Source organism: Paraburkholderia sp. EG286A (genome assembly GCF_040965375.1).
Taxonomy (GTDB): Bacteria; Pseudomonadota; Gammaproteobacteria; order Burkholderiales; family Burkholderiaceae; genus Paraburkholderia.
Genome location: NZ_JBFRCB010000006.1, coordinates 563,402 through 578,313, shown reverse-complemented (window position 1 = coordinate 578,313; position 14,912 = coordinate 563,402). Strand labels below are relative to the sequence as shown.

Genomic DNA, 14,912 nt, shown 5'->3' with positions numbered 1-14,912 from the left:
CCTGCGCGCTGACAAGTGCCATTCTGTCGCCGTTGAAACACCATTCCATTATCAGCAACAATCGCCCTGCGACACGTTGCGATTCACGAAGGAATGGGGGTTTGCGGCAGATTGGGGGTCGACATCTCGAATTTGTGCAACGCACTGTTGTACGTGGCGCGACATCGAGTGGCCCGAAAACGGGCGCCTGGAGGGCGTTCCAGGGTGGGGACGGAACGGTTGGCGCGGACCGGGATCTGAGGAAAGACTGGGCCGCCTGGATTGATTGCTGCACCGCGCTGGCTGGTGGCACCGCACCTGCGCAGCCACGAAACCCGGGCCCCTGTTTTTGAATTTTCACGAGGTTACATGATTCATCGTCCGCCTGCTCCGAACTCCGCAAACGAGCAGAAAATCCAGCGCGCCGCCTCCGCGGTGCTGTACGCCACGCTCGTCCTGCTGGCGCTGTGGATCGTGCGCGAGTTCGTGCCCGCCGTGGCCTGGGCGAGCGTCTTTGCCATCGTCCTGTGGCCCACCTATCAGGCGATCGAGCGCCGCGCCTGGTTCAAGGGCCGCAAGACGCTGATCGCCACGCTGCTCACGGCCGCGATCGGCCTGCTCGTGCTCCTGCCGATCGCCGTCACGGCCATTCAGGCCGGCGGCGAGGCTCACGAGCTTTACCTCTGGCTGCGCGACGCCCAGGAGAACGGCGTGCCGGTGCCCGACTTCGTTGCGCATCTGCCGGTCGGCAGCCGCCAGGTGAGTGACTGGTGGCAGGCCAATCTCGCGCAGCCGCTCAAGGCTTCACCGGCGATGAAGAGCCTGCACGGCGACACCATCGCCACGTTCGGCCGCCACTTCGGTGCGCGCGCCGCCCACGCCACGATGACGTTCGGCTTCATGCTCGTCACGCTATTCGTGATCTTCCGGGCCGGCCCGCGTCTTTCGGCAACGGTGATGCGCGGTGCGCGCCGCGCCTTCGGCGCCGACGGCGCACAGCTCCTGCAGCGCATGGCCGCCGCCGTGCGCGCCACGGTTACGGGGCTCGTGGTCGTGGGGCTGGGCGAGGGCGTGCTGCTGGCCGCCGCCTATATCGCGACCGGCGTGCCGCATGCGGCGCTGCTCGGCACCGTCACCGCCATCGCGGCCATGCTGCCGTTTTGCGCGCCCATTGTGTTCTGCGGCGCGGCGCTGTGGCTCGTCATCCAGGGTTCGTTGATCGCGGCGGCTGCGCTCGCGGTATGGGGCTTCGTGGTGGTGTTCGTCGCCGAGCATTTTGTGCGGCCCGTGCTGATCGGCAGTTCCACGCGTCTGCCGTTTCTGCTCGTGCTGTTCGGCATTCTGGGCGGGGCGACGACCTTCGGGCTGATCGGCATCTTCATCGGCCCGGCGCTCATGACCGTGCTGATGGTGCTTTGGGTGAACTGGGCGGAGTAACGCCCAGTTACGCCCGGTTCGCGGCGAGGCGCGGCACGCGCCTCGCTCAGCGGAAGCACCCGAGCGTGTACTTGAGCGCCGCCGGCAGCAGTTCGCGCCACACGGGCCACACGTGGCCGCCATCGACGATGCGCAGTGCCGCCGTATTGCCCGCCTCGCGCAGCCGCGTATAGAGCAGCGACGACTCGGCCTGGATCACGAGGTCGTCGTCGCCGGCGGCAATGAAGAACGGCACGCGCCGGGGCTGCGCGAAATACGGCTTCCAGAGCGCCGGATAGTTGAGCGTGCGCCAGATCTGCGCATCGAACTGATGGTCGCCGAACACGCCCACGTGACGCGCCGCCGAACTGGGCGGCGGGTCGCCCGCATAGACCGCCGGGGAAAGGAGCAGCGCGCCGCAGAACATGTCGGGGTGCTCCAGCGTATAGCGCAGCGCGCCGAACCCGCCCATCGAAACGCCGCCGATCGCGCGGCCGTCGCGTGCGTCGTCCACCGCGAAGTGCGACTCGATCTCGGGCAGCAGATCCTGGAAGAACGCCGTCTCCATCCGCTCCTTGCGGTCGACGTACCAGTCGGTGCCGCCCTGCGGCATCACGATCACCACGGGCGGGATCTCGTGACGGGCGATCAGCGTGTCGGCGGTGGTCTGGAGCTGGCCATGCGTGACCCAGTCCATGGGCTCGCCGTTGTTGCCATGCAGGAGATAGAGCACCGGGTAGCGGCCCTGGTCGGCGCGATAGCCGTTCGGCAGGTACACCACGTAGGGCCACTCGCGGTTGAGCGCCTCGGCGTGGAACGTGCGGACCACGATCGTGCTCGCCGCGGCAGGCGCCGCTGGCGTGACGAACGCCGCGCAGGAGAGGGCGAGCGGGAGCAGCGCGGTGCGAAGGAGTCTGCGCATGGCAGGGACATCGAGAGCGGTGGCGCGCCGGCGGCGCGGGGTCATCATGCTAGCAGCCGCTCGTGCGCGCCGGAAGCCGTGATCGGCTGGCCGGCGAGCCGTGCATGGCCGGCGAGCCGCGTCGTTTCAGGCGGAAGCTTTGGCGCGCGAAGGCAACAGCCGCTTGAGCGGGTCGGACGCACGCGCGACGAGCAGCAGCGCGGTGATCGCCACGGCGTCGGCGCAGAGGCCGAGCGGCACGTTCAGGTAGCCGTCGGTGTACCAGTAGAGCACCGAGTCGACCGTGAGCGAAATCACGGCGCCGGCCACGAACGAGAGCATCCCCTTGCGGCCGACGAGGCCCACCCAGGGCAGCGCATGCGCCACGCGCTTCGCCCAGCCGAGGCGGATGACATGCGCCGTGAGCCACGCGATGCCAAGGAAGTTGAGCACGCGAAACCAGGCGAGGTTGCGCTTGAAGTCGCCGTCGAGCGCGACGTTGCCGAGCTGCAGTCGATAGATCGCGGCGCCCGCCACGACGGCGAGTGCGGCGAGGGTCACGAGCGTGCCGAGACGGTGCGCGCTCACGCGCTGGAACACGGGTTGCGCCTGCGCGATCACGCCGAGCACGAACATCAGCTGCCAGCCGAACGGGTTGAAGTCCCATTGCACGTCTTCGACGTGCGGCAGCCACGGCGCCAGGTGCGGCGCGACGCCCCACAGCGCAAGGCTCACGGCCAGCAGCAGCCACGGCCGCGTGCGCGCGAGCGGCAAGGCGAGCGGGGCGGCGAGCGGGGCGGCGAGCGCGAACCAGGCGTACATCGGCAGCACGCCGGCCAGATACGGCTGGCGGCGCAGCAGCACGATGTCGCGCAGCGCGGCGGCGGGCGCGAGCGTGAGATCGTCGAGATCGGTGGTGGCGAGGTTGGGCGCATCGACGTTGCAGGCCACGAGAATCGCGGTGACGAGCAGCATCAACAGCGCCGTCACGACGAACGCGCGGTAGATCTCGAACGCGCGTTTGATGAAGCGCTGCCGCGCCGCGGCCTCGGTGCGGCGTGCGCACAGCGTGGCCCACGCGGTGGCCGTGGCGAAGCCGCCGAGGAAGACGAAGACCTCGGCCGCGTCGCACAGCGCGTAGGCGTGCAGCGTGACGCGCGAGACGATGCTGCCGCCAATGTGATCGACGACGATGATGAGCAGGACGAGGCCGCGGAAGAAATCGAGTTCGACTAGACGGTTGGATGACTTTGGCATGTTGGGGCAGCGGGCCGGGCCGGTATGGGGCGCATGAAGCAGCCGGTGATGCAAAACGGGCCGGGCGGGCAGATGCTGGGAGTACCTGGCTGGAAAAATCGGGAAATCGGGAATTCGGGCGAGGTTCGTGGGGCGCCTGGCGCCGGGAACCGTGACGTGGCCACCGCGGCGGCCGCACGACAAACGCAGGAAAAGACCTGAAGATTACGCGAGGGTTCCCGCCGCATGCGGGTTTACGTTGACGCCGCCGATATTAGCGCAATTTCAAATGCCTTTCAGCGGGCGCCGCCAGTGCGCCCTTCAAGTTTCCGGGACGTGTGCCGATAAGTCAGGGGAAAGGGCACGATCATGCCGGCGCGGCGAACGCCGCCCTGACGCGGGTTTGGGCAGTTTCTTCTGGCCCCTTGTCGATGTTTTTATCGAGCAAGAATTCGGCTAATTAACATTTGTTTCAAAGTGTTCTCCCTGGGCTGATTTCGTGGAGTTGCGCTTTACAATGCCGGATCGAATTTGAGATGGCACGCTCGTTCGTTAATGGAGCGATCGCGTGCGTTGAATGTTTATGGTTCGAGATGCAGTCGATTTAGATGCAGATCGAAGCAGCCCGGCGCAGGCGAGCCGGAGCGCCACGGGGGCGGGAGCGCGGCATACGCAGCAGACCGTCCCGGGCATCCACTCGCTGCATCGCACGGCTGCAAGCACCGCAGGAGAGAGCAATGATGAAAGACGATCGTATCGGCCAGCGCGGTCTCAAGGGGTTCTGGGCCGTGTTGGGGCTGGCAGCCCTGCTGGGCGGCTGCGCCGACATGAACCAGCAGCAACCGCAACAACAACCGCAGCCCGACACGGCGGCGGCGGCCCCGGCCTCCGACGCAGCGAGCGCCGACGCCAGCGCCGCACAACAGGCGGCGAGTGCGCCCGTCACGCGCGTCGTCACGAAAACGACCTACGTGCGTGTGCGCCGCGGCGACACGCTGCAGCGCATCGCGCAAAAGCACAGTGTGTCGGTCAAGGATCTGGCCGCCTGGAATCACCTGAAGCCGAACGGTCACCTGCGCGCAGGCCAGTCGATCAAGCTGGTTTCGAAGCAGACGATCACCGTCCAGGTGGCCGCGCCGCAAGCTGGCGGCGCAACGGCGAACGCCAACGCGAACGCAGCCGGAAACCGCCAGGTCGCCGCCGAAGTGGCGCGCCACGCGAACAGCGTCGCGCTCGTGTGGCCGGCGCATGGCCGTGTGGTCGAACCGTTCGCGCCGGGCACGACGCGCGGCATCGAGATCGCGGGCAAGGCCGGCGATCCCGTGATCGCTGCCGCCGACGGCAAGGTCATGTACGCGGGCACGGGCCTGAACGAATACGGCAGCCTGATCATCGTCCAGCACAACAAGGACTTCCTCACGGCTTACTCGCACAACCGCCGTCTGCTCGTGAAGACCGGCGACACGGTGCACCAGGGCCAGCAGATCGCCGAGATGGGCAGCGAGAACAACGACCGCGTGGCGGTGCTGTTCGAGGTGCGCCGCGATGGCAAGCCGGTGGACCCGATGCCGTATTTGCCTTCTTCTCCGCAGGGCTGAGCGCGGCAAGAACAACAAAACCGCCCAGACGCATCGCAGCGTCAGGGCGGTTTTTTTTCATCACCGCAAACCGCGTACTTCTTGAAACCGCGCCTTAAAACGCGTCGCCCGGCACCCGCACCCAGCCTTCCATCAGCACGCGTGCGCTGCGGCTCATGATGGCCTTCGTGACCGTCCATTCGCCGTTTTCCTGACGCGCCTCGGCGCCCACGCGCAGCGTGCCCGACGGATGCCCGAAGCGCACCGCGCTGCGCTCGCCGCCGCCCGCCGCGAGATTCACGAGCGTGCCGGGAATGGCCGCCGCGGTGCCGATCGCCACGGCCGCCGTGCCCATCATGGCGTGATGGAGCTTGCCCATCGACATGGCGCGCACCAGCAGGTCCACATCGCCGGCTTCCACGCGCTTGCCGCTCGACGCCGCATAGCCCGTGGGCTGCGCCACGAAAGCGATTTTCGGCGTGTGCTGGCGCGTGGCGATCTCGTCGAGGTGCTTGATGAGCCCCATGCGCAGCGCACCGTGCGCGCGGATCGTCTCGAACTTCTCGAGCGCCTGCGCGTCGCTGTTGATCGCGTCCTGCAATTCCGTGCCCGTGTAGCCGATGGCTTCGGCGTTCACGAAGATCGTCGGAATGCCCGCATTGATCATCGTGGCCTTGAGCGTGCCTACGCCCGGCACTTCGAGGTCGTCCACGAGATTGCCGGTGGGGAACATCGCGCCGCCCGCGCCTTCTTCCTCGGCGGCCGGGTCGAGGAATTCGAGCTGCACTTCGGCGGCGGGGAAGGTCACGCCGTCCAGTTCGAAGTCGCCCGTCTCCTGCACGTGGCCGTTCGTCATCGGCACGTGCGCGATGATGGTCTTGCCGATGTTGGCCTGCCAGATGCGCACGGTCGCCACGCCGTTGTCGGGCACGCGGCTCGGGTCGACGAGGCCGCCGCTGATCGCGAACGGGCCCACGGCGGCGGAGAGATTGCCGCAGTTGCCGCTCCAGTCCACGAAGGCCTTGTCGATGGCGACCTGGCCGAACAGGTAGTCGACGTCGTGGTCGGGCTTGGTGCTTTTGGCCAGAATCACGGTCTTGCTCGTGCTCGACGTCGCGCCGCCCATGCCGTCGATCTGCTTGCCGTACGGGTCGGGGCTGCCGATCACGCGCATGAGCAGCTTGTCGCGCGCCACGCCCGGCTGCTGCGCCGAAGCGGGCAGATCCTGGAGGCGAAAGAACACGCCTTTGCTGGTGCCGCCGCGGATGTAGGTGGCGGGAATCTTGATCTGAGGTACGTGTGCCATGTGTTGTCCTGAAACGAAGGGCGGCGCGCGCGTGAGCGCTGCGCCGCCCGTTTCCCGTTTATGCCGCTGCCTGTGACGATTCGAGGAAGTCCTGCGCGAAACGCTGCAGCACGCCGCCGGCTTCGTAGATCGACACTTCTTCGGCCGTATCGAGCCGGCAGGTAACCGGCACTTCCACGCGCTCGCCGTTGCGGCGTTCGATCACGAGCGTGAGGTCGGCGCGCGGCGTGCGCGCGCCGATCACGTCATAGGTTTCCGTGCCGTCAATGCCGAGCGTCGTGCGGTTCGTGCCCGCCTTGAACTCGAGCGGCAGCACGCCCATGCCGATCAGGTTGGTGCGGTGAATGCGCTCGAAGCCTTCCGCCACGATCACTTCCACGCCCGCCAGACGCACGCCCTTGGCCGCCCAGTCGCGTGAGCTGCCCTGGCCGTAGTCCGCGCCCGCGACGATGATGAGCGGCTGCTTGCGTTCCATGTAGGTTTCGATCGCTTCCCACATGCGCGTGACCTTGCCTTCCGGCTCGACGCGCGCGAGCGAGCCCTTCTTCACGGCGCCGTCCACCACGGCCATCTCGTTGATGAGCGTGGGGTTCGCGAAGGTCGCGCGCTGCGCCGTGAGGTGGTCGCCGCGGTGGGTTGCGTACGAGTTGAAGTCCTCTTCGGGCAGGCCCATCTTCGCGAGGTACTCGCCCGCTGCGCTGTCCAGCAGGATTGCGTTGGAAGGCGAGAGGTGGTCGGTCGTGATGTTGTCGCCGAGCACGGCGAGCGGGCGCAGGCCCTTGAGCGTGCGCTCGCCGGCCAGCGCGCCTTCCCAGTACGGCGGGCGGCGGATGTAGGTGCTTTGCGCGCGCCAGTCGTAGAGCGGGTCGGTCGTTTCGCCCGTTACCGCGGTGGCCGCGAACATCGGTTCGTACACCTTGCGGAACTGCTCGGGCTTCACGCTCTTCGCGACGATGGCGTCGATCTCTTCGTCGCTCGGCCAGAGGTCCTTGAGGTACACGGGCTTGCCATCCTTGTCCGTGCCGAGCGAGTCCTGTTCGATGTCGAAGCGGATCGTGCCCGCAATCGCGTAGGCGACGACGAGCGGCGGCGAGGCGAGGAACGCCTGCTTCGCATACGGGTGAATGCGGCCGTCGAAGTTGCGGTTGCCCGAGAGCACGGCGGTTGCGTACAGGTCGCGGTCGATGATCTCCTGCTGGATCTTCGGGTCGAGCGCGCCCGACATGCCGTTACACGTGGTGCACGCGAACGCGACGATGCCGAAGCCGAGCTTTTCCAGATCGGGCAGCAGGTTGGCTTCTTCGAGGTAAAGCTCCACGGCCTTCGATCCCGGCGCGAGCGAGCTTTTCACCCACGGCTTGCGCGTGAGGCCGCGCGCGTTCGCATTGCGCGCGAGCAGCGCGGCGGCGATCACGTTGCGCGGGTTGCTCGTGTTCGTGCAGCTCGTGATGGCGGCGATGATGACCGCGCCATCGGGCATCTGGCCCGGCGTTTCTTGCCACTTGCCCGCGATGCCGCGCTCGGCGAGAGCGGACGTGGGCAGACGCTTGTGCGGATTCGACGGGCCGGCCATGTTGCGCACGACGCTCGAAAGATCGAACGTGAGCGTGCGCTCGTATTGCGCGTTGTCGAGCGTGTCGGCCCACAGGCCAGCGGTCTTCGCGTAGGTTTCGACCAGCTTGACCTGCTCTTCCTCGCGGCCCGTGAGGCGCAGATAGTCGAGCGTCTGGTCGTCGATGAAGAACATCGCGGCCGTGGCGCCATATTCGGGCGCCATGTTCGAGATCGTGGCGCGGTCGCCGAGCGTGAGGCTCGATGCGCCTGCTCCGCGGAACTCCAGATACGCGCCCACGACCTTTTCCTTGCGCAGGAATTCGGTGAGGGCGAGCACGATGTCGGTCGCGGTGATGCCGGGCTGGCGCTTGCCCGTGAGTTCCACGCCGACGATATCGGGCAGGCGCATCCACGAGGCGCGGCCGAGCATGACGTTCTCGGCTTCGAGGCCGCCCACGCCGATGGCGATCACGCCGAGCGCATCGACGTGCGGCGTGTGGCTGTCGGTGCCGACGCAGGTGTCGGGGAACGCCACGCCGTCACGCGCCTGGATCACGGGCGACATCTTCTCCAGATTGATCTGGTGCATGATGCCGTTGCCCGGAGGAATCACGTCGACGTTCTTGAACGCCTTCTTCGTCCAGTTGATGAAGTCGAAGCGGTCTTCGTTGCGGCGGTCTTCGATCGCGCGGTTCTTGTTGAACGCGTCCGGGTCGAAGCCGCCGCATTCCACGGCGAGCGAGTGATCGACGATCAGCTGCACCGGCACGACCGGATTCACCTTGGCGGGGTCGCCGCCCTGGTCGGCAATGGCGTCGCGCAGGCCGGCGAGATCGACGAGCGCGGTTTGCCCGAGGATGTCGTGGCAGACCACGCGCGCCGGGAACCACGGAAAGTCGAGGTCGCGCTTGCGTTCGATGAACTGCGTAAGCGACGCGGCGAGCGTGGCCGGGTCGCAGCGGCGCACGAGGTTTTCGGCGAGCACGCGCGAGGTGTACGGCAGCGTGGCGTAGGCGCCGGGCTGGATGGCCTCGACGGCTTCGCGCGCGTCGAAGTAATCGAGCCGGGTGCCCGGGAGGGACTTGCGGTAGGCGGTATTCACGGCTTGGGGACCAAATGTGTTGTGAGCGGCGGTGCGCGGGATCGAAGGCGATGTCGTCACGCTACGACGCATCGCCTCCGGCGATCAGCGCTTGCTGATCGGCGTGAACTTCAGATTCTCCGGACCCGTGTAATTCGCGCTCGGGCGGATGATCTTGTTGTCGATGCGCTGCTCGATGATGTGCGCGCTCCAGCCGGCCGTGCGCGCGATCACGAAGATCGGCGTGAACATGGCGGTCGGCACGCCCATCATGTGATACGACACGGCGCTGAACCAGTCGAGGTTCGGGAACATCTTCTTGACTTCCCACATCGTCGATTCGAGGCGCTCGGCGATGTCGAACAGCTTCATGTTCGACTGCTCCTTCGAGAGCTTCTTCGCGATTTCCTTGATGACCTTGTTGCGCGGGTCCGAGATCGTGTACACCGGGTGGCCGAAGCCGATCACGACTTCCTTCTTCTCCACGCGCGCGCGGATATCGGCTTCTGCGTCGTCGGCGTTTTCGTAGCGCGACTGGATCTCGAATGCGACTTCATTCGCGCCGCCGTGCTTCGGACCGCGCAGCGCGCCGATCGCGCCCGTGATGGCCGAGTAGATGTCCGAGCCCGTGCCCGCGATCACGCGGCCCGTAAACGTCGAGGCGTTGAACTCGTGCTCGGCGTACAGGTTGAGCGACACGTGCATCGCGTCGACCCACGACTTCGACGGTGCGCGGCCGTGCAGCAGGTGCAGGAAGTGGCCGCCGATCGAGTCGTCGTCGGTTTCGACTTCGATGCGCTTGCCGTTGTGCGAGAAGTGATACCAGTACAGCAGCATCGAGCCGAGCGAGGCCATCAGGCGGTCGGCGATATCGCGCGCGCCCGGCAGGTTGTGGTCGTCCTTTTCGGGCAGCACGGTGCCGAGCACCGAGACGCCGGTGCGCATCACGTCCATCGGATGCGCCGAGGCGGGCACCGCTTCCAGTGCGGTCTTCACGGCCGCGGGCAGGCCGCGCAGCGCCTTGAGCTTGGCCTTGTAGCTGGCCAGTTCGGCCGTGTTCGGCAGCTTGCCGTGCACGAGCAGGTACGCGACCTCTTCGAACTCACACGCGGTGGCGAGGTCGAGAATGTCGTAGCCGCGATAGTGCAGGTCGTTGCCGGTGCGGCCCACGGTGCACAGCGCCGTGTTGCCCGCCGCCACGCCCGAAAGCGCAACGGACTTCTTCGGCTTGAAACCGCCTGCGGCTTGCGTGGTGTTTTCTGCTTCGCTCATGGTGTCTTCCTCTCTCTATGTATGGTCAGGTTTACTTCTTCGCGGCAAAGAGCGCGTCGAGCTTGTCTTCGTACGCGTGATAGCCGAGGTAGCGGTAGAGGTCCTCGCGCGACTGCATCGTCGAGACGGCGGCCTTTTGCGTGCCGTCGCGCTTGACGGTTTCGTAGAAGTTCAGCGCTGCGGCGTTCATCGCACGATACGCGCCGCAGCAGTAGAGCGCGATATCCACGTTCGCGCTCTTGAGTTCTTCGGTCGTGAAGAACGGCGTCGAGCCGAATTCCGTGAGATTGGCGAGAATCGGCACGTTCACGGCGGCGCGGAAACTGCGGTAGTCGTCGAGCGTCTTCATCGCTTCGGGGAAGATCATGTCCGCGCCCGCTTCCACGTAGGCGACGGCGCGCTCGATCGCGGCGTCGATGCCTTCCACGGCGGCCGCGTCGGTGCGGGCCATGATGACGAAGCCGTCGTCGGTGCGCGCGTCCACGGCGGCCTTCACGCGGTCCACCATCTCGCCGGTCGCCACGACTTCCTTGTTCGGGCGATGGCCGCAGCGCTTCTGGCCCACCTGGTCTTCGAGGTGAACCGCCGCCACGCCGGCCTTGATGAACGACTTGATCGTGCGCGCGATGTTGAAGGCGCCGCCCCAGCCGGTGTCGATGTCGACCATCAGCGGAATGTCGACGGCGTCGGTGATGCGGCGGGCGTCGATCAGCACGTCGTCCATGGTGCTGATGCCGAGGTCCGGCACGCCGAGCGAGTTGGCGGCCACGCCGCCGCCCGAGAGATAAACGGCCTTGAAGCCGGTCGCCTGCGCGAGCTTGGCCGCATACGCGGTGATGGCGCCGACGACCTGCAGCGGTTGTTCGGCGGCCACGGCTGCGCGGAATTTCGCGCCGGCGCTGGCGGGGGATTTGTTGTTCATGCGGGATGTCTCCAATTGAATCGCCGCCTCATACTGCAGATAGCGTGCCAGCTCCGCGCAAGGAGGCTAACGCGTTGATTTTGCGCCGGAATCGCGTGTGCCGGCAACGCGCCCCGATTTCCATGGTGAAATCGTAATTTCAAAAATGAAATCGACGCGCGATAATGCGAAATCTGGCTGACGGCCGGCTTTCGGCTGCGCCGGCCCTCGACGTCACGACCGTATCGTTGGACATCATGAACCGCTTTCCCGCTCCCGCTTCCTCCGCCATTCGCCCGCGTGTCTGGGCCATGGGCATCAGCCGCTTGCGCGACCTGTTTCGCGACATCGCCCGCGAATACGACGAACTCGCGGACCTGCGCGTGGTGCCGCGCGGCTTCGAGGAAGCGGTGGCCGAAATCGCCGCGGCGGGGCCGAACCAGCGGCCCGATGTGGTGGTCGCGGCGGGCTCGAACGGCACCTACCTGAAGGCGCGTATCGACCTGCCCGTGGTGCTCGTGCAGCCCACCGGCTTCGACGTGATGCAGGCGCTCGCTCGCGCGCGGCGCGAGGCCGAACTCGTCGCGCTCGTGACCTACGGGGAGTCGCCCGTGGAAGTGCAGCGCTTCGCGAGCGCGTATGGCATCAACGTGGTGTTCGGCCATTACCGCACCGTGCAGGACGCCGAAGCCTGCGTGCTCGACCTGCGCGACCGCGGCGTGGGCGCGGTCGTGGGGCCGGGCCTCGTCAACGATCTCGCGGCCCGGCTCGGGCTCGTGCCGTTTTTCGTCTACTCGCGCCCGTCGGTGCGCGCGGCGTTCGACAACGCGCTGGATCTCGTGCAAGCCACCTGGCGCGAAACGCAGCGCCGCCAGCGGCTCGACAGCGTGCTGCAACATCTGCGCGACGGCGTGGTCGCGCTCGACGCGCGCGGCCGCGTGGAGGCGATCAACCAGCGCCTCGCGGCCGTGCTCGGCATCGATCCGGCGGCAGCCGCGGGCCAGTCGCTCGCGGCGCTCGCGCCCGACATCGCCTTCGCGCTGCCCGAGGCCGATGGCGAATCGCTCGAGACCGTGCGTGGCGTGAGTTACGTCGTGCATCGCGGGCCGCTGGTCGACAACGGCGTGACGACGGGCGCCGTGCTCACGTTCCAGGAGTCGCGCGCGGTGGAGCGGCTCGACCGCACGCTGCGCTCGCGTCAGCGCACCCAGCAGTTCGTCGCGCGCTACCGGCTGGACGACCTGAGCGGCGCGACGCCCGGCATCGAGCGCGTGCGCCAGCTCGCGCGGCGCTATGCGAAGTCGGACGCCACGGTGCTGATCCGCGGCGAAAGCGGCACCGGCAAGGAGATGATCGCGCAGGGCATTCATCGCGAGAGCCCGCGGCGCGACTTTCCGTTCGTCGCCATGAATTGCGGCGCGTTTCCCGAGGCGCTGCTGGAGAGCGAGCTGTTCGGCTACGAGGAGGGCGCGTTCACGGGCGCGCGGCGCGGCGGCAAGGTGGGGCTCATCGAGGCGGCGCACCGCGGCACGCTGTTTCTCGATGAAATCGGCGAGATGCCGTTGCCGTTGCAGAGCCGCCTACTGCGCGTACTGCAGGAGCGCGAGGTGGTGCGCCTCGGCGCCACGGAGCCCACACGGGTGGACGTGCGCGTCGTCGCCGCCACGCACCGCGCGCTCACCGAGCAGATCGAAGCGGGCGAGTTTCGCGCGGATCTCTTCTATCGCCTGAACATTCTCAATCTCGCCATTCCGCCGTTGCGCGAGCGCGGCGCCGATATCGCGCTGCTGGCGGCGGAATTGCTGTTCCAGGCGTCACGCCGCGAGCCGCGCGTGGCCGTGCGCATCCGCACGCCCGAAGATGCGGCGCGCACGCTCGCGCTGGTGAGCGGCGCGCTCGCGCGGCACGCATGGCCCGGCAACGTGCGCGAGCTGCAGAACGTGGTCGAGCGGATGGTGGTGGAGCTGGCCGATTCGGAACAGGACGTGCTGACGCCCGACGTGCTGCGCTCGATCGCGCCGGAGGTGTTCGAGTCGCGCGGCGCGGCGAGTGGCGCTGCAACGACGGCAGGCGAGGGCGCGCTGACCTTGCGCGAGCGCAGCCTCCACACCGAAGCCGATGAAATCCGCGCCGCGCTCGACGCCTGCAACGGCGATCGCGCCCGCGCTTGCGAGATGCTCGGCATCAGCAAGACGACACTGTGGCGGCGCCTTTCCGCCGCGAAGGGCAAGCGCGGCGGTGCGGCCGCGGAGGCAACGGCGGCCACGGCTCCCCGCAAGGCGCCGCGCGCCTGAAACGCGCTCAGTTCTTCAGGGCGTTGAGCAGCGGCGCCACGGTGCCGTGCAAGTGCAGGATTTCGGGGCTCGCCTGCAACAACGCCTGATAGCGCTCGTAGAACTCCGCCGATTCCTCGCCGGAAAAGAGCGCCGCCACGCCTTGCGCCGCGCCGATGCGATCGTCGGGGCTCGCGTCCTTGGCGTCGAGCGTTTCGTCGACGTTGGCGATCACCGTCGAGAGCGGCATGAGCCAGCGAAAGCCCGAGCCGTTGATGAGCACCTGCAGGAAGGCCGCCGGCGTGACCGGTCCGAACTCGCGTTCGTAGTCCTTGCGCTCGTGGTCGAGAATCGCCTTGTGCAGCGTGAGCAGGGGCTTGCGCACGGTCGAGAGGAATTCAATCGCGCTTTGTTCGTTCATCGTGCGGCTCCTTCGGTAGCGCGAACCGTTCGCGCGGATATGCGGACGATGGTAGCGCAATGGCCGGCCGCACGTGGCCAAGCGGTAGATGAGCAGTGGACGAGCGCGGCAGCGCTACACTCTGCCGGTCCGCGAAACCGCGATGCTTGCGCCGATCACCCCGAGAACGCTTCGATGACGATGACGATCCTGCCACTGCACCGCAACGACCTGCCGCTCGACACCGCCGAGCTGGCGCGCTTCATGGTCGGCAAATACGTCGTGCGCGACCTGGCGCGCGGGCGCATGGCCGGGCGGCTCGTCGAAGTCGAAGCGTATCCCGTGGGCGACTCCACGAGCTACGCCTACATCGGACGCCGGCCCTATAACGCCGCGATGTTCCTCGAGCGCGGTCATGCCCACGTGCGGCTGACCTACGGCAGCGCCTGGATGTTCAACATGTCGAGCGAAGCCGTGGACGTGGGCGCGGGCATCCTGTTTCGCGCGCTGGAGCCGCTCGAAGGCATCGGCGCGATGGAGGCGCTGCGCCCCGGCGTCCCGCTGCGCGATCTCGCGCGCGGGCCGGGGCGGCTCTCGCAGGCGTTCGGCATCGCGGCGGCCTTCGACGGCGTGGACCTGTGCCGCGGGCACGGACTCTGGATCGGCCGCGTGGACGAACCCGAGCGGCCCGTGGGGGTGACGACGCGCATCGGGCTCTCGCGCGAGATGGACCGGCCGCTGCGCTTCTACGAACTGGGCAGCCGCTTCGTGAGCGGCCCGCGCAAGCTGCTGGACGGCAGCGTCGCCCCGCTGTGACCGGCTCGAGCGCCCCGTGGGAAGCCGCGGGAAGCGCCGTGCCGCAAGGCGCTCGGGCGATATCGCATGCGCGCGGCATTGTTGCCGCGAATGAAAGTGTATTTTCTCAAAATAAGGGTTTCCCCTGGGCTCCTGTCTCAATACACTGAAATCACTGGTTCGGCGAGGCAAGCAGACACCGCCGTCGGCATAAAACAAGT

At 67.3% G+C, this 14,912-nt stretch carries 11 protein-coding genes; 4 read left to right on the top strand and 7 right to left on the bottom strand.

What is annotated here, in order from left to right:
• Window positions 1–348 precede the first annotated feature (348 nt).
• Window positions 349–1,416, top strand: a complete 1,068-nt coding sequence (locus AB4Y35_RS29570; protein ID WP_368707159.1) for an AI-2E family transporter — start codon at window positions 349–351, stop codon at window positions 1,414–1,416.
• Window positions 1,417–1,462: 46 nt separating this feature from the next.
• On the opposite strand, the gene AB4Y35_RS29565 is transcribed toward AB4Y35_RS29570, so the two are convergent.
• Both AB4Y35_RS29565 and AB4Y35_RS29560 read right to left on the bottom strand, forming a co-directional pair.
• The gene (locus AB4Y35_RS29565; protein WP_368707158.1) at window positions 1,463–2,317 is read right to left on the bottom strand and encodes an alpha/beta hydrolase; all 855 of its coding nucleotides are present in this window, start codon (window positions 2,315–2,317) and stop codon (window positions 1,463–1,465) included.
• Window positions 2,318–2,443: 126 nt separating this feature from the next.
• Window positions 2,444–3,553, bottom strand: coding sequence for an OpgC domain-containing protein (locus tag AB4Y35_RS29560; RefSeq protein ID WP_368707157.1), 1,110 nt, complete (start codon window positions 3,551–3,553; stop codon window positions 2,444–2,446).
• A 716-nt stretch (window positions 3,554–4,269) separates the two neighbouring features.
• On the opposite strand from AB4Y35_RS29560, the gene AB4Y35_RS29555 reads away from it, so the two are divergent.
• The gene (locus AB4Y35_RS29555; protein ID WP_368707156.1) at window positions 4,270–5,130 is read left to right on the top strand and encodes a peptidoglycan DD-metalloendopeptidase family protein; all 861 of its coding nucleotides are present in this window, start codon (window positions 4,270–4,272) and stop codon (window positions 5,128–5,130) included.
• A 94-nt stretch (window positions 5,131–5,224) separates the two neighbouring features.
• Here the strand turns inward: AB4Y35_RS29555 and prpF are convergent, their stop codons facing one another.
• The 4 genes from prpF to prpB all read right to left on the bottom strand — a co-directional run bounded on the left by prpF (window position 5,225) and on the right by prpB (window position 11,244).
• Window positions 5,225–6,415: a 2-methylaconitate cis-trans isomerase PrpF gene (gene prpF, locus AB4Y35_RS29550; RefSeq protein WP_368707155.1), complete on the bottom strand. Its 1,191-nt coding sequence runs from the start codon at window positions 6,413–6,415 to the stop codon at window positions 5,225–5,227.
• Between the two features lie 58 nt (window positions 6,416–6,473).
• Complete coding sequence (gene acnD, locus AB4Y35_RS29545; RefSeq protein WP_368707154.1) at window positions 6,474–9,071, bottom strand: Fe/S-dependent 2-methylisocitrate dehydratase AcnD; 2,598 nt, start codon at window positions 9,069–9,071, stop codon at window positions 6,474–6,476.
• A gap of 84 nt (window positions 9,072–9,155) precedes the next feature.
• Window positions 9,156–10,322 carry a 2-methylcitrate synthase gene (gene prpC / locus AB4Y35_RS29540; protein WP_324148636.1) on the bottom strand — a complete coding sequence of 389 codons (1,167 nt, stop codon included), beginning with the start codon at window positions 10,320–10,322 and terminating at the stop codon, window positions 9,156–9,158.
• A gap of 31 nt (window positions 10,323–10,353) precedes the next feature.
• The gene (prpB, locus tag AB4Y35_RS29535; protein WP_368707153.1) at window positions 10,354–11,244 is read right to left on the bottom strand and encodes a methylisocitrate lyase; all 891 of its coding nucleotides are present in this window, start codon (window positions 11,242–11,244) and stop codon (window positions 10,354–10,356) included.
• A 236-nt stretch (window positions 11,245–11,480) separates the two neighbouring features.
• On the opposite strand from prpB, the gene prpR reads away from it, so the two are divergent.
• Window positions 11,481–13,517: a propionate catabolism operon regulatory protein PrpR gene (gene prpR / locus AB4Y35_RS29530; RefSeq protein WP_368707229.1), complete on the top strand. Its 2,037-nt coding sequence runs from the start codon at window positions 11,481–11,483 to the stop codon at window positions 13,515–13,517.
• Window positions 13,518–13,524: 7 nt separating this feature from the next.
• On the opposite strand, the gene AB4Y35_RS29525 is transcribed toward prpR, so the two are convergent.
• Window positions 13,525–13,917 (bottom strand): hypothetical protein, encoded by a 393-nt coding sequence (locus tag AB4Y35_RS29525; protein WP_368707152.1) that lies wholly within the window; start codon window positions 13,915–13,917, stop codon window positions 13,525–13,527.
• Window positions 13,918–14,091: 174 nt separating this feature from the next.
• Here AB4Y35_RS29525 and AB4Y35_RS29520 point away from each other — a divergent pair, with 174 nt between their 5' ends.
• Window positions 14,092–14,712 (top strand): DNA-3-methyladenine glycosylase, encoded by a 621-nt coding sequence (locus AB4Y35_RS29520; RefSeq protein WP_368707151.1) that lies wholly within the window; start codon window positions 14,092–14,094, stop codon window positions 14,710–14,712.
• Window positions 14,713–14,912 lie beyond the last annotated feature (200 nt).